Source organism: Spiroplasma endosymbiont of Melanargia galathea, assembly GCF_964031075.1.
Taxonomy (GTDB): Bacteria; Bacillota_I; Bacilli_A; order Mycoplasmatales; family Mycoplasmataceae; genus Spiroplasma_A; species Spiroplasma_A apis.
Map to the genome: position 1 here is coordinate 595,835 of NZ_OZ035000.1, position 23,019 is coordinate 618,853.

Consider the following 23,019-nt stretch of genomic DNA (forward strand, 5'->3'; position numbering starts at 1 on the left):
TAACGGAATATTAAGAAATTTACCTTAAAATTAATGTGTTAGGAGAGTAAAAATGATTTTAAAAAATGCACAAATTGTTCTAGAAAATGAAATTATCGAAAACGGTTGAATAGAAATTGAAAATAAGAATATCAAGTCTATTAACAAGGGAGAATGTTTAAAAGATGGAATTGATTTAGACAACAATTTTATACTTCCTGGTTTTATAGATTGTCACGTACACGGTGGTTATGGTGTCGACTTTGAATCTGGAGATATAGAATCATATCATAAATTTGCAAATATTGTAAAACGCGAAGGAATAACAAGTTTTATTCAAGCAAGTGTTACAAATTCAAAAGACAACAATTTGAAGTATTTGAAAGCTTTTAGTGAGTTTATGAAAAATCAAAGATCAAAAAACTCTAAAAACTTAGGTTGCCATTTAGAAGGTCCTTTTATTTCGCCTTCAAAAAAAGGTGCTCATGAATTAGCATTATTAGAAACTCCAAATATCAATACTCTAAATGAATTTATAGAAGCATCAGATAATAATATTAAAATTGTTACCTATGCTCCTGACTTACAAGATGGTACTTTTACAAAGTATTTATTAGAAAACAATATTTTACCCTCTGCAGGACATACAAATTTGATGTTGAAGGATTTTATAAAAGATTATAATCTTGGTGTCAAACATGTCACTCATTTATTTAATGGTATGAGTGGTGTTTCACAACACGAACCAGGTTTAGCAACTGCAGGATTATATTTTGATGACATTTTGTGTGAAGTCATATCAGATGGAATTCATATAAAACCAGAAACTCTACGACTTATATATAAAGTTAAAGGACCCGATCAAATTTGTATTATAACTGATGCGATGAGTGCAAAAGGCTTAAGTGATGGTAATTACAAATTAGGAAACTTAGATGTCATTAAGGAAGGCATGAAAGTTTATTTAAAAGAGGGGGGTGCACTTGCTGGAGCAGGGGCAACATATGATCATAATGTACGTGTAATGATGAAAGAAATACCTGGATTAACATTAAATAACTTGATCAAAATGACTTCTATCAATATTGCCAAACAACTTAACATCTACGGGCAAGTAGGTAGCATTGAAGTAGGTAAGTTGGCAGATTTGGTTGTTTTAGACAATAATTATGATGTCATTAAAACCATTATCGAAGGTGAATTAGCTTATGAAAAATAAAATAAATCCAAAAACGTTTGTATTCATTAAATTTTTATTGACTTTATCTTTAATTTTGATGTATTCAATTGGTTTGATTAGTCTAGTATATGCTATAAAAACTCAAAACAATGATTTGCTAGCCTTTAGTGAAATTTATTACAAAATTCAATTTACACTTTATTTTCTAGCAATTCTAGCTGGCATCATTTACTTTATTTTAAGATTTTATATACATAAATTAACTAAACAAAAGTTTACAAAGAATGAAAAAATATACATATCAATGTCTTGTTGCTTCATGATTGTTGTTTTTTTACTTGGTTTAGCTACTATTTTATTCAAAAATCTAGACCCATGAACAAGATTAATATCAACAATTGTAGTAATTATAGTACTATTTATATTTGGTGTTTCTATTTCGATTTTAGAAACATTATCAAGACTAACTGAACAACATCACATTAATAAAACTTGATATGAAGAAATTAAATTGAAAGAAACAGGTGTTAACCCTATGAACAAAACAAAAAATATAGAAGAAAAAGTTTTGGATAAAAAAAAGGTTGACAATCCGTTTATGGAGAATGATAATTAATGATAAAAATTGGAACTATTGGGACAGGAAAAGTTGTTGAAGAGTTTATCAAGGCTGCTTTAAAAAATCCAAATCTTGAAATTGCTTGCTGTTACTCAAGAAAAAAAGACAAAGCACAAAGTATCATTAGAAAATACAAATTATATGCAAGGGCAGTCGATTCATTTAATGTAATGATTGATGAGGTTGATGCTGTTTATATTGCAACACCTAATGGTTTACATTTTGAACAGGCTAAATATTTCATACAATTGCAAAAACATGTCTTATTAGAAAAACCCTTAACATTAGAATATAATCAAGCACTCGAGTTATCAGAATTAGCAAGAATGAACAATGTCATTTTAATGGAGGCATATAAAACAATCCATTTACCTCAATTCGCAATCTTATTCGAATACTCAAATAATATAAATCCTTTTTTAGCAACATTTAATTTAAAGCAATACTCATCAAGAATGGAAAATGTAAAAAAAGGAATATACGATTCTGTATTTGATGATAAATTAGGTAAAGGTTCAACTTATGATATGCTTATTTATCCTGTTGAATTAGCAATATCGCTTTTCGGTCCTGTAAAAGAAGTGAAAGCAATGGGTTTGAAATTACCTAATGGTAGTGGTTTAAACGATTGTGTATTATTAAGACACGAAAATGAAGCAATTGTAAATATAATTTGTAGTAAAGCTAGTGCAGGAACAATAAAAAATGAAATATCTTCTGATATGGCTACGATTATATTTGATGATTGTATAAGTTTAAAAAATATTTCTGTTCTTTCTCATCAAAATATGAACAAAAATACTGTTTATGAAGAAAATGCTCCGTTAGAAGTAAACTTATTTGATTACGAATTAGCAGTTTTTTCAAAAATGATATTAAATAACGATTACAAATTAAGAGACTATTTATTGAATATTTCTTGTGAGGCAATTAAAGTGCTTAATGTAATTGAAAGAAACCAAGACGAAAGAGGTGTTATATAACATGAAAATAAATAATTACATAGATCATACTTTACTAAAACAAACAGCCACTAACAAAGAAATCAAAGAGTTATGTTTAGAGGCTATCAAATATGATTTTGCTACTGTATGTGTCAACCCTACTCAAATCGAACTTGCAAAACAAACCTTAAAAGGAAGTAATGTTGGCATTACAACAGTTATAGGCTTTCCTTTAGGTGCGACCTTAACATCTGTTAAGGCTTTTGAAACAAAAGAAGCATTAAATAGAGGGGCTAATGAAATAGATATGGTAGTTAATATTGGCGCTGTAAAAGATGGAAATTGAGATCTTGTATTAGAGGATATCAAAGAAGTTAAAAAACAAGCTCCAAATAATATTGTTAAAGTAATTTTGGAAACTTGTTTATTAACTAATGAGGAAATTATAAAAGTTTGTGAGTTAGCATTGGAATCAGGTGTTGAATATGTAAAAACATCAACTGGGTTTTCGACACAAGGGGCAACATTTGAAGTTGTTAAACTAATGCTTTCAGTTGTAAAGGGAAGAGCAAAAGTAAAAGCAGCTGGCGGTGTAAAGACTTATGAAGATGCTAAAAAAATGATAGATTTAGGGGTATCTAGAATAGGGACAAGTTCTGGGGTAAAAATAATAGAAGGAATTTCTATCGAGAATAACAGCTATTAATCTTTGTGTTAAAATAACCAAACAAGAATAATGATAAAAGCTAGATTCAGCTCTAAAATTTTATATCTTATATGAATTTATGTGTTTATCGAGTTTTCCATATCAAATTAATTTAGAATTTTATTTTGCAAAATACAAAGTAATATATACTACAATTAATTCAATAATGAAAGTTGGTTTTATATGATCGTAAATAAATTTAACTATATCGCTACTAATGATGCGGATATCAAATTATTTAATGATTTATTACAGAAAACATTAAATTCGAGTTATTTTAATAATAAATTAATTCATTTAGATCAAAATGTTATCAAAGTTCTCACTAAATATAAATCTGGGAATTAATCATTGACTACACTCTCTTTTATTTATCAGATATGATTTTATATGTAGTAAGTTGTACAACGAATGTAATGCTTTACTTGAAACAGTTATGAAAAAATTGCCAATGTTAAAAACACGCATAGGGTATGAATTAAATGTTGGGGATAAACCATCAGGATTGCAAGAATCTTGCATTAACTCATTTATTTATTATAAATGGTTTCAAAATCAAGAAAGTAATTGAATTAGCAAAGCTAGCGACTTATTAATTAGATTTTGTAAAGACCATTTTCTAATTAATGGTAACAAACGAAGCGCAGTCTTATTAACGACATCTTTTCTACATAAATATTGTATTTACTTATATAACTCTTTCGAAAGTAATGAGTTTATTAAAAAATGAGAAAATTAGTGTCAGAAATTATAGACAATTGTAAATATATTTATGTAAAGAAAAAAAGTAAAATTAATTTAGAAAAGAACTCAAGTAAAGTATTTTCTGAAGATGAATTATTTTTATATGTATACAAATATTTATATGATAAAGCGTATTTGAGATTATTTTAAGGAGTGATCACATTGAAAAAAAATAATGTAGAAATAACAAAAGAAAATTTTAAAAATACGGATATTTTAACAATTGATATAGATAAAATAGATAGCTCAGTAGATTTTGTTTCTAACAATAAAAATATGTCCGATTTATTTGCTAATTTAAGTAAAAAGTAATTTATCTAAAACAAGTAGTTACAACTAGATTACTTGTTTTTTTTGTTACCAATGTTTCTTTATAAGTGAAAGTTTTTTTTTTTTTTTTTAAAAAAAAAAAAAAAATGAAAAAACTGAATATAATTCTCTAAGTATACATTATGTTAAAAAAACATAAAATTATACAAGGAGAATTTTTTATATGGCTAATTTAAAAAGAAACAAATCAAACATCCTAAATTTTGAGACTAAAAAAGAGTTGAATATCAAGCATTTTGATCAAAATTTATCTTATAAAGACCTATCAAAAATGTACAATATTTCATATTCAACAGCTAGAAGAATGTGTATGGATTGAGAAGTTTTTGGTGATGAGTCGCTTATTTCAAAAACTGGAAAACACAATAAGCACAACGGAAAGATTAGAATCAATTCAAAAGATTCGAAAGATAAGAAAATTGCAGAATTTAATAAAAAATTGAAATGATTAGAAATGGAGAATGAGGTCTTAAAAAAGTTCAATGAACTGATGGAGGATTCAAAAAAAATTATAACGTATTATAAAACTATAGATAAATATAATAGCAAATACACGGTTCTTTCTTTATGTAAATTATTTAATATCACATGAGCAAGTTATTATCGCTAATGTGGTAAAAATAAAACGGATTATGAAACAAAAATAGATATGGACTTAGCATATAAAATAAAAAATATATTCATAATAAACAATGGAATTTATGGTGCACCCAGAATAAAAATAATTTTAAATAATCAAGGCATAGTAGTAATTCAATCTAAAGTTTCTATAATAATGAAATTATTCAATTTATATTCAGTTATAAGAATAAAAAAGATGTATAGAAAACCAAAAGAAGTCAAAAAAATAACTTATGATCCTAATCATGTTAATAGAAATTAATCTTTGTATTCAAAAAATGAGCTTTGAGTTACAGATATTACATATATACCTTTCAATAAAAAAATCGCATATTTAAGTGTTTTGAAAGACGCAAACACTGGATTCATAGTAGGTAATGAGGTATCTTTAAAAAATGACATAGATATTTACAGAAAAACACTTGAGAAAGCTTCGCTTCATAGACAAGATCTATCTAAGAAACTTATTATCCATTCTGATAACGGAAATCAATATACATCTATATTTGCAAAGCGTTATGCTAAAAAAATAATATTATAATATCATTATCTAGACCAGGTAATTCTATTGATAATGGAATGTGTGAAACCTTTTTTTCATCATTAAAAGAAGAGTGAAAAATAAAACTAAAGCAGGATGAGTTTCTCAAGTTGAATTAGCAATCGACAATTATATAGAGCTTTACAATTATGAAAGAATAATGATTAAACACAAGAGCCCTCCAGCGTATGCTTATTTAGATTTCAAATTATGAAAAAAAAATACTTTAAACTTGGTTGAAGTATTTTTATAAAAAAACATTTTGTATACTTGACAAAATATATTTACTTGATTATAAAAGATATGTTTTTTTTTTTTTTTTTAATGAAGGAAACATTCTTTAAAAGTTAGTTGACTATATTTCTCAATATTTTCCTAAGAAACACGACATTAATATAGGGATTAATGGATTAAAAAAATAGTAAATAAAAGCTAAAATATAATAGAATATATATTTGACTACATTTAAAATCCAATGTATTAAACAAAAAAAGGGTTTAGATTCTCAAATAGTCATTAATAAAATTATATAGCGTATTTATTAGACAAAGATGCACTAATGATAATGACTTATATAATGAATTAAATCTACTACCATCATACGAAAAAAATATTAAACTTAAAGATAAAGTCCAAGATGATGAATATAATTTTAAAATACTGGTCATAGGTTGAAGTTTGTTGAAATCATACATAATTATGGTGGTTATAAAAAATGAAAAAACAAAAAGATCTATATTAGCAAGATGTACCCTTAGCAGGGGGCTTTGTAATAATAAATATGACACCTATTTTATGATTAATCTTGTGAACGAATATAAGAGACATTATTTAATTTCAAGGTTACAAAAATTTTTTTAAGATTAATAAAAAAAGCTAAAGAAAGTTGGCTCAAAAATGAACCTGAGCAGAATAAATATTTTTATTTTTTTTTATTATATATTAAAGATAAAAAAATAATAAACATTTTGTAAATGATGATTATCATAACTGATAATTTATATTTTTTCTGTAAAACCATTTAATAAATGGTTTTTTATTTTATTGAAAATGATATTCAACACTTGTTGGTTTTTTAATATAAAAGTTCAAATTAAAAATATTTTATTTTATTTTGATTGTTAAATATAAGTCCTATAAAACCTACCTTTAAAGATAATGTAACTAACTTATAAGTTGTTAAACTTTTTACTTTGTCTTTCAAAAGTTGTTTTTTTTTTTTTTTTTGTTACTATGACAAAGGAAATTATGAAAGGAAACATAAGTATGAAAAAGTTATTAAACATTTTAGCAACAATTTCTTTAGCAACAATTCCCTCATTAACAATTTTATCTTGCAGCACAAAAAATACTGCAAATAAACCAGTTAATCCAATAGAGGATAAAGATTATTTAAAAACAATCGAAGAATTCAAAAGAGAAGTTAATTCAATGGTGTCTAGCGAATTAATGAAAGCTAATGAAAAACTAATTGAACTTACAAAAGATGAAAATAGAAATAAATTTTTGAAGAAGTCAAATATTACAACTTTTGCAGGTAAAGAAAATACATTAAATAAAGAAAATAAGTATAGTTTATTAGTAGACTTAAATAATAAATTATTTATCCAAGATATAAAAAGTAAACTTAACACTATCAAGAATGATACAAAGTACAACATTATTTTAGATGGTGTTGATAATTTATTTGATAAATTAGAAATAAATTGGAATACTTTGAACATAACTTACAAAAATTATGATAGAGATACAAGCACATCGGAAAATAAGGAAAAGGGGTTTGCATCAAATGTTAAACTTAATTTCGCTTTAGTTATTAATTACAAAGATAAAGAGGGTGTTTTAGAGGAACATAAAATTGATGGTTCGTTTATTTATTCGCTAACTAATGATGAAGCTATAAAATATTTTGGTGAAACTACAATAAAAGAATTAAAAAATAAGTACTTCATTGAATCTAATAAAACAAAGAAAAATTCATTATTAGATGCATCAGCTTTGGGGTTAGATTCTAAAAAAGATAAATTTTTCAATAAGGATTCTCTTGTTGCAAGTTATTTCAATAATGAGTCTTTTAAAAATGATTTGCTAACATTTATCAAAAATGATCTAAGTTCAACAAAAAATAATGAATTTATTCAAAGACTTGACCTATCGTTTGCTTCTAACATAGATACTTTCTCAAAAATTGATTATCTTGTAAAATTACAAAATAAATCACCTAAATCCTATGCATGAAAAGATGAAAAAGATAATGGTAAAGACATATATGATTTCATTTTTAAAAAAGAGTATGTAGAACCTAAATCAGATTCTTCAAATAATAATGATAATAAGATACCTACTTTATATAAATATTTGTCTGGTGAAACAACTTCTATGTTAAAAAAATATAAGGAGGATTTGCAAACATTTATAAACAATTTAGATTATTTTGATCAAGCTGAAAAAGAGAAACTTTTGACAAAAGATTTATCTTGCACATCTAAATTAGGATATGTCAACTTAAAAGGTCTACAATTTAAAATTGGTAATGATTATTCTCAAGAACTACCTGAGTTTAGAATTTTAACAGGATATGCAGTTGATCTTGATGATAAAAACTGAGATGATACTCGATTCGCTTCAATAGATACATCAAAAACTTTGTCATCTGTTTACTATAATACATTGAATGGTATCGAATCATTTCATAAAATCTTTGGAATTAAAAGTCCCAAAAATGAAAGAGCAATGTCGGCATTTACAGGTTCTACACCTGGAATAAAAACTAATTTATGGGATTTATTTAGTGCACAAGATAATCAATATAGAACGGAATTAAATAAATCATTGTCATTAAAACTTCCTAATCAAAAAGAATATTTAGATAAATTATTATTGGAAGGAAATCAATCAACTTTTAATTGAAAATTTTTAAAAGAGGCATTTGATGTTAGAATTTTTATAAATAATACCGGGTTGTACATTTCTGGAATTTATACTAATGGTGAAAAAGCTGTTGACGTTAACTTTAGTTTAGATTTTCTAAATATTAACTTTACAATTGATGGTATTTGAGCATATACCACTGGATTAACAATAATAGAAAAATAATTTATAAAAAAGCTTTAATTACATTTAAAAAAACTACTTTTCTTTACATTAAAATAAAAAGTGAATATAATTCTCTAAGTATACATTATGTTAAAAAAAACATAAAATTATACAAGGAGAATTTTTTATATGGCTAATTTAAAAGGAAACAAATCAAACATCTTAAATTTTGATACTAAAAAAGAGTTGATTATCAAGCATTTTGATAAAAATTTATCTTATAAAGACCTATCAAAAATGTACAATATTTCATATTCAACAGCTAGAAGAATGTGTATGGATTGAGAAGTTTTTGGTGATGAGTCGCTTATTTCAAAAACTGGAAAACACAATAAGCACAACGGAAAGATTAGAAACAATTCAAAAGATCCAAAAGATAAGAAAATTGCAGAACTTAATAAAAAATTGAAATGATTAGAAATGGAGAATGAGGTTTTAAAAAAGTTCAATGAACTGATGGAGGATTCAAAAAAAATTATAACGTATTATAAAACTATAGATAAATATAATAGCAAATATACGGTTCTTTCTTTATGTAAATTATTTAATGTCACATGAGCAAGTTATTATCGCTAATGTGGTAAAAATAAACCGGATTATGAAACAAAAATAGATATGGACTTAGCATATAAAATAAAAAATATATTCATAATAAACAATGGAATTTATGGTGCACCCAGAATAAAAATAATTTTAAATAATCAAGGCATAGTAGTAATTCAATCTAAAGTTGCTAGAATAATGAAATTATTCAATTTATATTCAGTTATAAGAATAAAAAAGATGTATAGAAAACCAAAAGAAGTCAAAAAAATAACTTATGATCCTAATCATGTTAATAGAAATTGATCTTTGTATTTAAAAAATGAGCTTTGAGTTACAGATATTACATATATACCTTTCAATAAAAAAATCGCATATTTAAGTGTTTTGAAAGACGCAAACACTGGATTCATAGTAGGTAATGAGGTATCTTTAAAAAATGACATAGATATTTACAGAAAAACACTTGAGAAAGCTTCGCTTCATAGACAAGATCTATCTAAGAAACTTATTATCCATTCTGATAACGGAAATCAATATACATCTATATTTGCAAAGCGTTATGCTAAAAAAATAATATTATAATATCATTATCTAGACCAGGTAATTCTATTGATAATGGAATGTGTGAAACCTTTTTTTCATCATTAAAAGAAGAGTGAAAAATAAAACTAAAGCAGGATGAGTTTCTCAAGTTGAAATTAGCAATCGACCATTATATAGAGTTTTACAATTATGAAAGAATAATGATTAAACACAAGAGCCCTCCAGTGTATACTTATTAATATTTCAAATTATGAAAAAAAATATTTCAAACTTGGTTTAAGTATTTTTATAAAAAACATTTTGTATACTTGACAAAATATATTTAATTTTGAAAAAATTGGAATTCCTTGTTTTATTGAAGGTTAATCTACATTAAATTACGTGCACTTTCAAAACACAGAAGTGTGTTATTAATAAGTATTTTATGATATAATAAACTTATAAATGTTGAGAAAAAACTCGATATTTTTTTATTTAGGAGAATTATATGAATCGTGCAAAATTATCTATTTTAGTTATTTCTTGTATTGTCGCAGTTTTGGGATTTTTATCTACAATAATTGTACTTATATCAGGAAGTTCATTAACTATTATTATTCCATCATTACTAACTGGGTTTTTAATAATAGTTGCAGCTATGTTTAATTTTCTTTTTTGTTTCAAAAAAGTTCAAAAGTTAAAAGTCTCTTTGATTTTATCTTTTGTGTATACATTGCTGGTTATTGTGTTATTTATTTTATACCCAATAATTGTTGGTTATTCTATAGGAACTATCATTGTTTATTCAGGAATTTTGGTGTTTACTTTACTATTTTATGTAAGTATTATAGTTGTAAACTTTTCTGAAAGAATAAAAACACTTGAATATTAGTATTACGACAATACAAAATCAAAACCATATTGATGGTTTTTTTATTTTAAAATTTAAACATGTAGTGATAGGTAACAACTAAACCTATAATTTCAAAAAAACCAACTTGTTATATCTAAAAACAGTGTTCTACTCAATAATTCAATAGTAATAGCAATATACTTATGTGTTTTATAATTGAATAATGTGATATTATCAAAGCGGATAAGAAGTTTTTTTTATGATTATTAATGATCATAATCATATGTTTACACGAAACACAAAAGGCTTACAGGATTAGAGAGCTTTTTTGTTATAATTAAGTTAAATCACTTATTTTAAGGAGAATATAATGGCTAAAATAAGAAAAAATGAAGTTAATACATTTGGTTTACCAAAGTCTATAAGAAGTAGAATAGATGAATTAGTGAATTTGAATTTAAATCCTACAACAGTAAACTTGCTTACATATGAGTTTTCTAATTTCGATGAAGAAATCAGAAGCAATATTGGAAAATACATAGAAGGATTATTAATAATTGAAAACGAGTTATTAGAAAATCACCTAAATCTTTTAAAAGAGAAAAACATTTTTGGAAATAATAAGCAAGAGTTTGTTTTGAAACAAAGAAAAAATAATTTATTAAGAATACAACAATTATTTAATAACGAAAAAAATAAGACCTATAACAACCGTAAGAACTCGGCAACTGAAGAAAAAACTAATTCTTTATTGAATAATGATTTCAAAAAGATCATGGTAACTAATCAAGATAATAAAACTCCAGAGCAAAGAGAGAAAGAAAAGTTTAGAGAGTTAGCAAATAAAAAGAGAATGCTTGAAGTTGTAATAGACGATGAAAATAAAAAAATTAAACTTGCAAAACAAAATTATTTGAAAGCAAAAAAAGAAAATGATATTGCTTTACAACAAAAAAATTTAAATTTAATAAATGAAGCTAATAATAAATTAGTTAAGATAGATGACGCAATTAAAACATATAAAACTGTAGAATCTTTACCATTAGATTTACTTTTAGCTGATGACCTGACCATCGACATTGAAAGAGATGAAAAAAACGTTAGGGATTATTTAAAAGAAAAAAATAATGTAGCTTTGAAAAAACTACAAAAAGATATGATAAGGTTTAACCAAAATAAAATAAATAAAAATACAACAAACAAAAAAACTAACAAACCTTATGTAGATAGTTTCTTTACTGTAGAAGGTTTTGATGATAATTATGAAAGTGATTCACAAAATATATTTAGTGAAGATGGAATTAATTTTACATCGAAGTATAATGCAATAATGGATGAAATTGAATCTGATACAGTAAAAAAAAAGCAACTAATAAAAAAATAAATAATATTTTTACTACGTTAGAGTCAACAGTAAATAAAAAAGAAAAAAGTTTAGACAAGCTAAACAAGGAAAAAGAAAAACTTTTAAAAGAATTAAATCTTTTAAAAGAACAAAATAAGATTGAAAAAGAAAAGAGAATATTAATAGATAGAGAACGTTTAAAAAAAGAAACAGACTATATTATATTTAGAGATAAATACAAAGTATCCTTAGCTTATAAACATTTAGAAAAAAAATGAAAAACGTTCAACATGAAAATAAACTTAGCAACAAAACATTTGTTCGTAAAAGCAATAAAAAATTTAAAACAAAAAAATAATAACTTAAAAAATAAAGAATATTTATCAAATGATGACTTAGTAGAAACTCCTTTGATGGATGAACTTACTTTCGAAGAGAAAATAACTCAAGCAAGAAATATTTTTGATTTCGAAAAAGAGGAAACAAATAAAAATAATTATAAGTTTTATAACTTGAAATTATTAATAAATGATGCTTATAACTTACAAATACAAAAAAGAGTTAGTTATTTAGAACGTAAAAAAATTTTGAACACCATTACCAAAAAAGAAAAAGTAGAATTGGAAGAATATAAAAGTCATAGTAATCAAGGATTATTAAATAAAAAATATAACTCAAAAAAAATAAAGGTTAAAATGTATTTAAAGAAATAGAGTTGAATGCAAAATGAAAATAACTGGTTTAAGAAAAAAAGAATTAGATATATCCTATTATACAAAAGCAAGCTTTAGAAGTTTTGTAGGAAAGTTGGGTGCCAGTTTTTCTTTTGTAATTATTCTAATGCCAATATTTGGTTTGATAATTACATTTGGAAATATTTTTAGAATATATTTGCCTGGTGGTAGCGATAATGTTTTGTCTAAACTTTTTACAAGTGTTGGACAAATACTTTTTTTAAATATTGGTGTTTGGTTTGCATTAGCAATTAGTATTGGTTTTTCTAAGAATAAAGGTGCAGCTGTTTATGTTACCTTATTGAGTTATATTATTTTTATTGTAATCATTAACTCATTTTTAAAGTTTAATGATAACAACAAAAATACTTTTAGCATATTATTTTGAAAAGCCCTTAATCAAAAAATATATTTAACTGATTTGTTCGGCTATAAAACATTCAATACTGGAGTTATTGGAGGAATATTGATCGGTTCATTAAATGTTATTTTTTTTAACTTTACAAAAAATGTTAGCTTACCAAAAAGTTTAAGTTTTTTTGAAAAAGAAAAATTTGCATTGTTAATTATGCCGCTTTACTCTTTTGTATTTTCTTTAATTTTTATTATGATATGACCGATTTTAGGATTTTTACTAAGTTGACTTGGGTCGCAAGTTGCAAAATCACCAAATGGTTTAGATTCATTTGTATTTAGAACTATACAAAGAATGTTAATACCATTCGGATCTAGTTTATTGTGGCAAGCTCCGATGTGGTATACGCAAATAGGGGGAGACCTTTCACAATATCAAAGTCAATTATTAGCAGAGTATTTATCTAGAACTAATGGTATATCAAGAGAAATTTATGATCAAATTTATAATTTAGGATCTTTGGATATAGACTCAATATCTGATATTTTAAGAGCCAATAACATTGAATACTTACTAAATAATATTGAAGAATGAATATATCAAACAAGTTCCGTAGAAAAACTTTGGGAAATAAGTGGTGACCAAAGAATATCTATTGCCATATTAAATAGTAAATATGTTTCTATTGATGATTGTTGAAATATAGGTTTTAGAGTTACTCGTTTCTTAACTGGTGGATTTGTAAATTCTATGTTTGTTTTACCAACTCTTGCGCTGTTTTTATTTTTAAAAAACTCTAATAGAAAAGAATATGGTTATTATATCTCGGCAGCATTAACTTCTTTCTTGTTAGGAATCACTGAACCAGTAGAATATATGTTTTGTTTTATAATGCCTGGTTATTTTTTTCTTGTTTATGCACCGTTAACAGGGCTTATGGGAATGACGACATCATTGTTACAAGTAAAAGTCGGTACAACTTTTTCAACTGGACTTTTTGATTTTGTAATGAATGGAGTTATACCAACAATAAATGGTCAGAAGACTGGTATATATTGAATTCCTTTAGTAGGGATCATTTATTCGCTAATAGGTTATTTCTCATTTTACTTATGATTTAAATTCTTTGACATCAATATTGAGAAGACAAAAAAAATATCTTCATGAGAAATAAAAAAACAGTGTTTAGAACTTATTGAATATTTTGAAGGTGCAAAAAACATTTTGAGTATAGAAATTAATAATGATATTTTGAAAGTAAAGTTGAGAAGCTTGTCTAATTTCAAAGGTTATCATAAATGATTTAAGAATTTTAGAATTGAAAACGGATTTCTTTATTTCGAAATAAATGAAGAGAGAAAAAAATTAATGAAAACTTTTGTAGAAAGTTTTCAAGTAACAAACAAATTAATTATGCACCGCTAATTTTTCATTGATAGCTTTAATTATTTCAAATGCCACTGAATGTTTTGGTAAGTTATCTAGGTGAATAATATTTGTATTATCATTAAACATAATTTTTAAACTCGTTTTATCATTTCCAACAGAGTCTAATAAATTAACAACAAGCATATCTAAATTTTTTTCGACTAGTTTTTCTTTAGCTTTTTGAAAATCGAATTCATTTGATAAACTAAATCCTACTAAAAACTGGTTTCTTTTTATACTGCCTAATTCTTTCAATACATCTATTGAGTATTTTAAATCTAATTTCAATGAGTTATTTTTCAAATTTCTTTTTTCAATTTTTTTATCTACATACTCTAAAACTTCAAAATCGTTAAGTGCAGCACAACAAATAACGACATCACTATCGAAAAAGTTTTTTTTCATTACTTCCAACATTTCTTCATTGGTGTTACAATAAATGTTTTTTTCATTCTGTTGAAGATTAAAATCTGTATCACCAAAGACACTGAATACACTTTGAGAATAATTGAGAAGGGCATTTCTAAGTGCTAATCCCATTTTACCGCTACTAGTATTTGTTATATACCTTATCTTATCTATGTAACTTCTTGTTCTTCCGAAATTCAACATAAATTTTTTATTATTGATATTAAGATAATCAGTTAATTCTTCATCTATTATTTTGATTGCTTCAATTGGTTCTAATGATCTTCCGATACCTTCATGTCCACTTGCCAGTTTACCATATGTTGGTTCAATTCATCTTATATTTGTATGGGTTAAAAGAGTTTTCTTGTTTTTTTCTAATATAGGACTCAAATACATGTTGGAATTCATACTTGGAAAGAGAATAGTTTTTGACTTAGAAGCAGCAAAAACTAGAGAAGGTAGGTCATCAGCAATACCGTTAGCTATTTTACCAATAAAGTTAAAACTAGCTGGATAAACTATGTTCAAATCAGACTCATGAGACATTTTAATATGTTTACCATAATGATGTGGGTCATAAAAACTTTCAGTAAAAATTTTGTCATGTGTTTCATACGACTCAAAATCAACAAACTTTCCAGCATTTGTGCTAAGTATCAATTTCACATCATATTTTTTAGCTAGTAAATGATATAACTCTTTTGACTTACTAGCCGCTATTCCACCTGTAACAATCAAATTCAAACGTTTCATATCTATATAACCCCTTATTTATAGTTATTTTAACTATATTTCTTTTCCAAAAGTAATAATTTATAAAAAAAAATGAAAAAAATATGTAAAATTATTCACAAGATATACATTTATATGTATAATAATTTTGAATTAGGAGTTGAAATCTAGATGGCAAGTGTAGTAGTACGCGAAGGTGAACCAATCGAAAAAGCACTTAAACGTTTTCAAAAAGTAGCTGCCTCTTCTAAAGCAGAAGCGAGAAAAAGAGAATATCACTTAAGCAAAAAAGAAAAACGTATTTACAAACAAAAACAAAACAGAAAATTTGGTTAATTCCAATTTTTTTACTTTTTACCACTATTTTCATATTTTTGTAAATTATAAATAATTTTACTAAATCTAGCTTTTTGTTTTAATATAGTGTTAAATACGATATAATTAATATGTTTACAAGTATTGAGGAGAATCGATTATGATTAAAGCAACTAAGGCAAGCACTAACCAAAAGTTTGTCAATGATAAAAAGAAAAATACAGAAAATAAAATGTCATCTGGTAAAGTTATTACAAGACCAAAAATGTTAGAAGAAAAACACTCAAAGATTTACCTTTTGAAGCAATCAGCTATCGTTGCATCTTCTAAAAGTGGTAAAAGTAATCTTTCTGAACTTCCTAAAGGGGTTCAAGATTCTATAAAAAATAAAGAAAGAATAGATTCAATTATAAATAGAAAAAATAATAACTCAGTCGATTCTATGAAAAATAAATATGACATCGACGGTAAACCTTTAACTTTAAAAAGAGCTAAGATGATCACCGAAGAAAGAAATAGTTTTTTCAACTCAAATAGAAATAAAAAAACAATTTCTGTTCCAACCGAAACAGAAACAAGCAAGGTAGTTAATTTAAGCAAAAAAGCTGAAGGTAAAAAAGCTAGCGTATCAACTAAGAAAAAAGAAACCAAAGTGGCATCAACAATTAAGAAAAGTGCTACTACAACAAAAAAGAAAAATATTAGTAAATAATTGCACGCAAGTGTAATTTTTTTATTTCCCAACTAGATTATACATATTGGAGGTTTCACATGTATTTTTTAAAAGGGGAAGTTATTGAACATAACAATAAGGATTTGTTGATTGAGGTTAATGGAATCGGTTATAAAGGTATATTAATAGCATCAAAAGACGAAAGTGTTTGTAAAACAGATTGTGATTTATTTTATATATTACATTATCGAAATGATTTTACAGATAAAATATTATTTTTTTATAATTCTAAAACACGTGATTTAGTTGAAATATTACTAGAAATAAAAAATGTAGGTTTAAAAACTATAGAAAATATCTTTGATAATGTCAAACTAGATGATTTTTTAGCTTATATAAAGTCAGGAGACATTTCTAGATTAACAGATCTTAGCGGAATAAGTGAAGTAAATGCAAAAAACATCATGTACAAATTGCGCGAGAAGTATTTCAAGCAAAAATATTCACAAAAACAAATGAATGTCATCAATTCTTTACATAGACTTGGGTATAAAATTTCTGATGTTTATCAAGTTGTAAATAAGGTAAATTTTAGTCAAAAAGAAGACATCATATTGAAAGAATCTCTTATTTTGTTGGGGAAAAATATAAATGAATGAGTTTAGACCTGAGTTTTTTTCCGAATATATTGGTCAAAAAAATATTATTGAAAATTTAAAAGTGTGCCTTGAGTCTGCACGAATTCGAGGTAAATGTGTAGATCATATTTTTTTAAGTGGTGGCAGTGGAGTTGGTAAAACTAGTTTAGCTTATTTAATTTCTAAAATATTAAAACAAAAGATTTATATATTAAATGGTCCTAGTTTGCAAAAAGCTAGCGATATAATTTCACCGTTAACAGCGCTAAAAAATAATGAAATTATATTTATTGATGAAGTACATTCTGCATCAAAAGAGGTTTTTGAGATTTTATATCCTGCTCTTGAAGACCGAAAATTGAGCATCATAATAGGTAAAGAATATAACTCTAAAATAGTTAATATCAAGCTACCAGAATTTACTTTGATTTGTGCCACAACTGAGATAAACAAAATAATACATCCATTTGTAAATAGATTTCCTATCAACTTTACATTCGACAATTATACAAATGAGGATATTTCTCAAATAATTAAAATAAATGTTAAAAAAATGAATTTTAACATAGATGATGAGATTGCAAGTTTCGTATCTGGTTTCTGTAAGTTAAATCCAAGGGTAGCTATCAACTTATTAAAGCGGATAAATGACTATGTTGTGATAGAAAAACCTTTAAGTATTAATATTGAGTTTATAAAAGATACTTTCAAAAAAATGAATTTATTTAAGTATGGCTTAACATCTTTAGAAATAGATTATTTAATAATATTATGGAAAAACGGTTGTTTAGGGATTGAGAGTATTCAACAAATCATAAATATGTCGCAACAACTTATTATAACTTTAATAGAACCAAATCTTTTAAAAAATAACTTAATAATAAAAACAGCAAGAGGAAGGAAGTTAACAAGTAAGGGAGTAAGTTTTTTAGAAAACTTTCTTAATATGAGTCAATAGATATAATTTTTAAAATAAAGTATTATATTGGAAATTTTACCGAAAATGGGTTTATTATAAAGGTGGTTGAGAAACCACGAATGAAAGAGGTGTTAATATGAGTAATAATATCACAAAAGAAGATATTGAAAAAAGATACGAAAAAATAAAACCTTTCTTAAATAAAACTCCTATGATATATGCGACCAAAATGAGTCAACTTACCGGGAACGAAATTTATGTTAAATTAGAAAATTTACAAAAAGCAGGTTCTTTTAAACTTAGAGGAGCCTTGTCTAAAATGATGTCAATTGATCCTGAAGTTTTGAAAAAAGGGGTTGTTGCTGCCAGTGCTGGGAATCACTCTCAAGGGGTAAGCTTTGCAGCTAATCTGTTAAAAGTGCCAGCTACAATTGTTATGCCAAAAACTGCACCGTTAGCTAAAATAAATGCAACTAGAAATTACGGTGTGGAAGTAATTTTACACGGAAATTTCTTTGATGACGCAAATGCTAAAGCAATGGAAATTGTAAAAGAAACAAATAAGGCATTAGTTCATGCGTTTAATGATATCGATGTTGTTATGGGTCAAGGAAGTATTGGTATAGAAATAATGGAACAAGTGAAAGATGCTGATTATGTACTAGTTCCAATTGGTGGTGGAGGTATATTAGCTGGAATTGCTACTTATATCAAAAATGTAAACCCTAATTGTAAACTAATTGGTGTTGAAAGTGAGAATGTACCAAGTTATTATGAAGCTAGAAAAAACAAAAAACCATTCATGGTTGACGGTAAACTTTCTATAGCAGATGGTATCGCTGTTAAACAAACAGGGGACGTAACTTTTGAATTACTAAACAAATATGTTGATGATGTGGTTTTAGTAACTGAGGAAGAAATAGCAAAAACAATTCTTTTCTTATTTGAAAATTGCAAAGTAGTTGCAGAAGGTGCTGGAGCTGTTTCGAGTGCGGCAATGTTATTTAATAAACTAAACATAAAAGGTAAAAAAGTTGTTTGTGTATTATCTGGTGGTAACATTGATGTTACAACATTTTTAAATATAACAAACAGAGCCTTGATTGATTTAAATCGTAGAGTGGTTATCAAAATAGATGCTCCACTAGGAAAAGGACATCTTTCAAAAATTACTAATATTGTAGATAATAATGGAGTGCAAATACATAAAATCTCAGATTCACAATTGGAAAATACTTTGGGAATTAATAGAGAAATTATAAGATTAGTAGTTGATATCAATACTAAAGAAGAGTTAAAAAATGTGATTAATGACTTGGAAAAAGATGGATATTCAGTTATGGAGAAAGAATTTTTAAATTCTATCATTTAAATGAAATATATTCATACCCCAAAAGCACCAAAAGCTGTTGGTCCTTATTCACAAGCAATTCAATTAGATAACGGTTTCTTGTATGTTTCAGGTCAAATTGGTTTAGACCCTAATACTGTGGAATTGAAATCTGATTTAAAAGGTCAAACTGAACAAATTTTTGCTAATATTTCTGAAATATTATTAGCAGCGGGTTACACAAGAAATGATGTTATTAAAACAACTATTATTTTAGAAGATATCAAAGATTTTTCAGAAGTTAATAATTTATATGAGAACTTTTTCGAAAACCATAAACCAGCAAGAAGTACATTTGCTGTAAAAAACTTACCAAAAAATAGTCTAATAGAAATAGAAGTTATAGCTTTTAAGTAGCATAAAGAATGAGTAATCAAAAGTTAATCAAAAATGTTATGGAAAACGAAGAAGAACTACAAACTCATATATCTAACCTTTATAATTTAGCAGAGATAAAAATAGAAATGAAGATATTCTACAAAGAGCAACTAGGATTTTTAAGAAAAGAATTTAAGAATCAGAGGCTAACTAAAGAAGAATTTGATCAAAAAGTTGTGGAGTCAACAAATTTATATTCTGAGTATGTATCCAAAATTAAAGACTATTTAGATTTAAATTATTCACTAGCTATTTGAGAGTATAATCAATCAAATTTAATAAAAAATAATTTAAACTATATTGAATTGAAAGCTGAATTTCAAGTAAAACTAGAGAGTTTAAAACAAGAAAATAACAAAGACAGTATCAAGAAAGTAAAGCAAGATTACTTAATTTTAAAGAAAACTCTAAAACCTAGAAATATAGCTTTTATTGCGATTTTAGGGACTATCAGTTTATTGATTATTAGTTTGATTGTTAATTACTTATATTATTTTAAAGTAGCTAATAATGGAGAAACATTTAGTTTTAAAGATAAGGATCAGATTACAGCCTTTATATTTATGTGTATCGGTGTTTGTTTGATAATAGGGTTCTTAGTCTTTATAGTTACCAAAACAACGAAAAGAATTTTTCTAGATAAAGAAGAAAACCTATTCAAGACTTCTTCTATTGGATTCATAGGTAGTTTTACTGACACAATTGGTGTTGGTTCATTTGCTGTTACAGTTGCTGCATTAAATGCCACTAACACAGTAAAAAATGTGAAGAATTTACCTGGAACTTTAAATATTGGCTTAACTATTCCAAACTTATTAGCTGGTACTTTGTTCGTGAGTGCTATACAAGTTGAATTAGTGACATTGATTAGTCTTGTAATATCAGCTATGATAGGTGCATTTCTAGCAGCTAAAATAGTTAACTTAGTTAATAAAAAAGTAGTAGCTTTGTTTGTATCAGTTTGCTTAGCAGTTGCTGGTATATTAATGATTCTTGCACAAGTTGGTTTATTTGAAAACGCAGGAACTAAAGGGCTATCTGGTTGAAAATTAGGTGTTGGTATATTAGCATTCTTTATAATTGGTGGTTTACAAAGTTTTGGTATCGGTTTATATGCACCCGCATTAGCGATAGTTTCGTTATTAGGAATGGAAACAATTATTGCATTTCCTATAATGACCTGTGCAGCTGGTTTTGCATTGCCAACAACAGCATGAACTTTCCACAGAGATAATAATTATAATCCTAAAGTAGCATACGGTTTGCTAATTGGTGGAGTATTTGGTACAGTATTTGCATTTTTCGCTATATTTGTAGGTATTCAAGGTGGTTTAAATATCAAGATGAATGACTTTACATATTACTTAAAATGATTTGCTGTTATAGTTATGTATTACGCATCATTTATGTTATTTCGTAAGTTTTTAGATCTTAGAAAAGAATCGCTCGGTCTCATTAAAACTGAGCCAGAAAATTATTACGAGAAGTATGGTACTAATTATTTAAAAATGTTAGATAAAAATTTCTCATCAATTATGGATTCTAAACAAATTGATATTACTAAAATCAATTTAAAAATTGATAAAAATAAAATAGAGAAAAAAAGTTGGAAGTAAATTATAAAACTTAATAAAAAAACTTTTTCAAATGCCTTGTTAATAATAAGACACTAGAAAAAAGTTTTTTGAATTTTGTCGCGGTAGTACCATATAGTTAAAATTCCAAAAGTATATATTTTTTCTCATGGACTGGAGACATTAAAATGTTAAGTATTGATTACATAGAAAATAATAAAGATGAAATAATTAGATTGCTTAATACTAGGCAAAAAAATTATACAAAAGAGATTAGTGAACTTTTGTTACTCAATAAAAAACGAAAGAAAATTATTTATGATTTAGAAAACTTAAAGTTTGAGAAAAATAAGATAACCAAAGATGTACAAAACAAAATTGTTGTTTTAGAATCTGTAAAAGTAAAACTTCAAGAAATAGAAAAAGAAATTTTGTACTTAGAAATGATTTTAAGTGATATAGAGTCTAAGATCTTTACAATTAATATCAACATACCAAATATTCCTGATAAAAGTGTAATAACTGGTTTTGATGAAAATGATAATAAAGAGATAAGAAACTGAAAGGATGACAAAAAAGTTGCATCAAGTTTAAGTCATTGAGAAATTGCTGAGAAATTAGGATTGATTGATTTCAAATTAGGTACTAAATTAGCTGGATCTAGATATGTTGTTTATAAAAATAAAGGTTCACAACTAATAAGGGCTTTAATTGATATATTGTTAAAAAAACACTCAAAAAAAGGATATCAAGAGTTTTGGTTACCTTTAATTGTTAACGATAATATTATGTTTGGAACAGGTCAGTTACCAAAGTTTGAAGAAGACCTTTATAAGCTACAAGAAGGGGACCAATATTTAATTCCAACCGCAGAAGTTCCATTAACAAATTTATTAAATTCAGAAGTAATAGAACATTCAAATCTTCCATTATATTACACTGCATTTACACAATGCTTTAGAAAAGAAGCAGGAAGTGCTGGTAAGGATACTAAAGGAATAATTAGATTACACCAATTCAATAAAGTTGAAATGGTCAAAATCACTGATAAAGATAGTTCATTTATAGAATTAGAAAAAATGGTTGAAGATGCTGAAGAGTGTTTAAAATTATTCAATTTACCATATAGAGTATTGATGTTGTGTAGTGGTGATATGGGTTTTGCATCAGCAAAAACATACGATTTAGAAGTTTGATTTCCAAGTCAAAATAAATATAGAGAGATATCATCTTGTTCAAATTGTTTAGATTTTCAATCAAGAAGGATGAACTCAAAATATAGAGTTAACGGTAAATTGGAATATTTACATACCCTAAATGGATCAGGTTTAGCAATTGACCGATTGCTTGCAGCCATTTTAGAAAATTATTATGATGGAGAAAAATTAGTATTACCAGATGTTTTAAGACCATATTTTGATAATAAAAGTTTTATAGAATAATGAG

At 25.9% G+C, this 23,019-nt stretch carries 28 protein-coding genes; 27 read left to right on the forward strand and 1 reads right to left on the reverse strand.

Annotated elements, in window-relative coordinates; translation table 4 throughout:
• Positions 1-52 precede the first annotated feature (52 nt).
• From nagA to AAHM92_RS02700, 19 genes are all read left to right on the forward strand, one after another.
• Positions 53-1,198, forward strand: a complete 1,146-nt coding sequence (gene nagA / locus AAHM92_RS02610; RefSeq protein ID WP_500221732.1) for an N-acetylglucosamine-6-phosphate deacetylase — start codon at positions 53-55, stop codon at positions 1,196-1,198.
• Positions 1,188-1,775, forward strand: a complete 588-nt coding sequence (locus AAHM92_RS02615) for a hypothetical protein (RefSeq protein WP_500221734.1) — start codon at positions 1,188-1,190, stop codon at positions 1,773-1,775. Before nagA ends, AAHM92_RS02615 begins: the two co-directional genes overlap by 11 nt.
• Positions 1,775-2,761 (forward strand): Gfo/Idh/MocA family protein, encoded by a 987-nt coding sequence (locus AAHM92_RS02620; protein WP_500221736.1) that lies wholly within the window; start codon positions 1,775-1,777, stop codon positions 2,759-2,761. Before AAHM92_RS02615 ends, AAHM92_RS02620 begins: the two co-directional genes overlap by 1 nt.
• Before the next feature lies 1 nt (position 2,762).
• Entirely contained in the window at positions 2,763-3,428 is a 666-nt protein-coding gene (gene deoC, locus AAHM92_RS02625) for a deoxyribose-phosphate aldolase (protein WP_500221738.1), read from the forward strand.
• 436 nt (positions 3,429-3,864) lie between these two features.
• Entirely contained in the window at positions 3,865-4,167 is a 303-nt protein-coding gene (locus AAHM92_RS02630; protein WP_500221740.1) for a Fic family protein, read from the forward strand.
• Positions 4,155-4,322: a hypothetical protein gene (locus AAHM92_RS02635; RefSeq protein WP_500221742.1), complete on the forward strand. Its 168-nt coding sequence runs from the start codon at positions 4,155-4,157 to the stop codon at positions 4,320-4,322. The genes AAHM92_RS02630 and AAHM92_RS02635 overlap by 13 nt, the downstream gene beginning before the upstream one ends.
• A gap of 12 nt (positions 4,323-4,334) precedes the next feature.
• The gene (locus AAHM92_RS02640) at positions 4,335-4,484 is read left to right on the forward strand and encodes a hypothetical protein (protein WP_500221744.1); all 150 of its coding nucleotides are present in this window, start codon (positions 4,335-4,337) and stop codon (positions 4,482-4,484) included.
• Positions 4,485-4,665: 181 nt separating this feature from the next.
• Positions 4,666-5,112, forward strand: coding sequence for a hypothetical protein (locus AAHM92_RS02645; protein WP_500221746.1), 447 nt, complete (start codon positions 4,666-4,668; stop codon positions 5,110-5,112).
• A gap of 39 nt (positions 5,113-5,151) precedes the next feature.
• On the forward strand, positions 5,152-5,385 hold the full coding sequence (locus tag AAHM92_RS02650; protein ID WP_500221748.1) for an IS3 family transposase: 234 nt from the start codon (positions 5,152-5,154) through the stop codon (positions 5,383-5,385).
• Between the two features lie 3 nt (positions 5,386-5,388).
• Complete coding sequence (locus AAHM92_RS02655; RefSeq protein ID WP_500221749.1) at positions 5,389-5,664, forward strand: DDE-type integrase/transposase/recombinase; 276 nt, start codon at positions 5,389-5,391, stop codon at positions 5,662-5,664.
• Positions 5,665-5,737: 73 nt separating this feature from the next.
• Positions 5,738-5,917 carry an IS3 family transposase gene (locus AAHM92_RS02660; RefSeq protein WP_500221751.1) on the forward strand — a complete coding sequence of 60 codons (180 nt, stop codon included), beginning with the start codon at positions 5,738-5,740 and terminating at the stop codon, positions 5,915-5,917.
• A 1,013-nt stretch (positions 5,918-6,930) separates the two neighbouring features.
• A complete protein-coding gene (locus AAHM92_RS02665; protein ID WP_500221753.1) occupies positions 6,931-8,760 on the forward strand; it encodes a hypothetical protein in 1,830 nt (609 codons plus the stop codon).
• Positions 8,761-8,889: 129 nt separating this feature from the next.
• A complete protein-coding gene (locus AAHM92_RS02670; protein ID WP_500221755.1) occupies positions 8,890-9,336 on the forward strand; it encodes a helix-turn-helix domain-containing protein in 447 nt (148 codons plus the stop codon).
• A gap of 39 nt (positions 9,337-9,375) precedes the next feature.
• Positions 9,376-9,888, forward strand: coding sequence for a DDE-type integrase/transposase/recombinase (locus AAHM92_RS02675; RefSeq protein ID WP_500221756.1), 513 nt, complete (start codon positions 9,376-9,378; stop codon positions 9,886-9,888).
• A gap of 38 nt (positions 9,889-9,926) precedes the next feature.
• Positions 9,927-10,088 (forward strand): IS3 family transposase, encoded by a 162-nt coding sequence (locus AAHM92_RS02680; RefSeq protein WP_500221757.1) that lies wholly within the window; start codon positions 9,927-9,929, stop codon positions 10,086-10,088.
• A gap of 248 nt (positions 10,089-10,336) precedes the next feature.
• Positions 10,337-10,720 carry a hypothetical protein gene (locus tag AAHM92_RS02685; RefSeq protein WP_023789432.1) on the forward strand — a complete coding sequence of 128 codons (384 nt, stop codon included), beginning with the start codon at positions 10,337-10,339 and terminating at the stop codon, positions 10,718-10,720.
• A gap of 331 nt (positions 10,721-11,051) precedes the next feature.
• Entirely contained in the window at positions 11,052-12,065 is a 1,014-nt protein-coding gene (locus tag AAHM92_RS02690; protein ID WP_500221760.1) for a hypothetical protein, read from the forward strand.
• A 251-nt stretch (positions 12,066-12,316) separates the two neighbouring features.
• Positions 12,317-12,739 (forward strand): hypothetical protein, encoded by a 423-nt coding sequence (locus AAHM92_RS02695; protein ID WP_500221762.1) that lies wholly within the window; start codon positions 12,317-12,319, stop codon positions 12,737-12,739.
• 13 nt (positions 12,740-12,752) lie between these two features.
• Complete coding sequence (locus AAHM92_RS02700) at positions 12,753-14,540, forward strand: PTS transporter subunit EIIC (RefSeq protein ID WP_500221764.1); 1,788 nt, start codon at positions 12,753-12,755, stop codon at positions 14,538-14,540.
• On the opposite strand, the gene coaBC is transcribed toward AAHM92_RS02700, so the two are convergent.
• Positions 14,523-15,707 carry a bifunctional phosphopantothenoylcysteine decarboxylase/phosphopantothenate--cysteine ligase CoaBC gene (gene coaBC / locus AAHM92_RS02705; RefSeq protein ID WP_500221766.1) on the reverse strand — a complete coding sequence of 395 codons (1,185 nt, stop codon included), beginning with the start codon at positions 15,705-15,707 and terminating at the stop codon, positions 14,523-14,525. The genes AAHM92_RS02700 and coaBC overlap by 18 nt on opposite strands.
• Before the next feature lie 150 nt (positions 15,708-15,857).
• Here coaBC and rpsU point away from each other — a divergent pair, with 150 nt between their 5' ends.
• The 8 genes from rpsU (at position 15,858) to serS (ending at position 23,015) form a co-directional block, all read left to right on the forward strand.
• Positions 15,858-16,022, forward strand: a complete 165-nt coding sequence (rpsU, locus tag AAHM92_RS02710; RefSeq protein ID WP_023789442.1) for a 30S ribosomal protein S21 — start codon at positions 15,858-15,860, stop codon at positions 16,020-16,022.
• Positions 16,023-16,161: 139 nt separating this feature from the next.
• Positions 16,162-16,713 (forward strand): hypothetical protein, encoded by a 552-nt coding sequence (locus AAHM92_RS02715; protein WP_500221768.1) that lies wholly within the window; start codon positions 16,162-16,164, stop codon positions 16,711-16,713.
• 59 nt (positions 16,714-16,772) lie between these two features.
• Positions 16,773-17,339 carry a helix-hairpin-helix domain-containing protein gene (locus AAHM92_RS02720; protein ID WP_500221769.1) on the forward strand — a complete coding sequence of 189 codons (567 nt, stop codon included), beginning with the start codon at positions 16,773-16,775 and terminating at the stop codon, positions 17,337-17,339.
• Positions 17,326-18,270 (forward strand): Holliday junction branch migration DNA helicase RuvB, encoded by a 945-nt coding sequence (ruvB, locus tag AAHM92_RS02725; protein ID WP_500221771.1) that lies wholly within the window; start codon positions 17,326-17,328, stop codon positions 18,268-18,270. The genes AAHM92_RS02720 and ruvB overlap by 14 nt, the downstream gene beginning before the upstream one ends.
• A 97-nt stretch (positions 18,271-18,367) precedes the next feature.
• A complete protein-coding gene (ilvA, locus tag AAHM92_RS02730) occupies positions 18,368-19,603 on the forward strand; it encodes a threonine ammonia-lyase (protein WP_500221773.1) in 1,236 nt (411 codons plus the stop codon).
• Positions 19,604-19,978, forward strand: a complete 375-nt coding sequence (locus tag AAHM92_RS02735) for a RidA family protein (protein ID WP_500221775.1) — start codon at positions 19,604-19,606, stop codon at positions 19,976-19,978.
• A gap of 8 nt (positions 19,979-19,986) precedes the next feature.
• A complete protein-coding gene (locus AAHM92_RS02740; protein WP_500221776.1) occupies positions 19,987-21,615 on the forward strand; it encodes a sulfite exporter TauE/SafE family protein in 1,629 nt (542 codons plus the stop codon).
• A 146-nt stretch (positions 21,616-21,761) separates the two neighbouring features.
• Positions 21,762-23,015 carry a serine--tRNA ligase gene (serS, locus tag AAHM92_RS02745; protein WP_500221778.1) on the forward strand — a complete coding sequence of 418 codons (1,254 nt, stop codon included), beginning with the start codon at positions 21,762-21,764 and terminating at the stop codon, positions 23,013-23,015.
• Positions 23,016-23,019 lie beyond the last annotated feature (4 nt).